The 1,018-nt window shown below is 39.9% G+C and carries 1 protein-coding gene; it reads right to left on the reverse strand.

Annotation, left to right across the window (positions count from 1 at the left end):
• On the reverse strand, positions 1–1,017 hold a 1,017-nt coding region (locus tag VXQ92_RS21385), incomplete at its 3' end, for an MFS transporter (RefSeq protein ID WP_416683107.1).
• Position 1,018: the final 1 nt, after the last annotated feature.

Raw genomic sequence — 1,018 nt, forward strand, 5'->3', positions numbered from 1 at the left:
TGAAATACGGAAGAACCCAATCAAGAATAGAAGTACTAAGGCAAGTTTGACACCATAACGTTTAAAGAAATCCAGAATTGGGGCAATCCAAGTTTCCTTAGCCATTTGCTGGTTCACCACACCTATTTTAACCAATATATAACCAGCTAGAATGGCAACGCCTGTCGCCGTTAAGAACCTTAAAGCTTCTAAACCAAATAAAGCAGCACTATCTTGAATATTGCCAGCTTTTGAAATTGCTTCTGTAACTTGGCCTGAGTCAATATAGGTTAATACAAATGAAATAACTGCAATAAAAAATACTAAAACCAGACGGTAATAATCACTTGATTTATAGTTTTTATATATACGATCAACTTTAGGTTCACGAACGAGTAAAGTTGTAATAATACCGACCAACATGACTGCTGCCATCGTTAAATAGGTCGTCTTCCAAGCCTCGTAAATATAATTTCCTTTTGCGGTCCCCAAATGCGCCGCTAAGAATAATGCACCAGCACCAGCTACAATCATACCGATCCGGTAACCCGCATTATAAGTTGATGCCAACACTGTCTGCATTTCTGTTTCAGCCAGCTCAATACGATAAGCATCAATCACAATATCTTGCGTTGCAGCCGAGAAGCCAAGTAAAACTGCGCCTGCTGCCATTTGAACAAGGTAACTATGACCTAAAGCAGGGTCGGCAAAAGCCATTGTACATATCGCAAGTACGATTAAACACTGCGCAATAAGCAACCATGCACGTCTTCGGCCTAAAGCTTTAGTCAAAACTGGTACAGGTAACTCATCAATTAAAGGAGCCCAAACAAATTTAAAGGAATATCCTAAAGCCGCCCAACTGATAATAGTGACTGCACTTTTATCAATCCCTGCTTCACCTAGCCATAAAGAGAGACTAGAGAAAATCAATAAAATAGGTATTCCGGCAGAAAAACCCAGAAATAGCATAATTAATGCACGACGGTCTAAAAATGCTTTAAACGCCGAGACCCAACCAGAGGTTTGTGTGGTCATT

The sequence above is a fragment of the Acinetobacter sp. 228 genome (genome assembly GCF_048147885.1).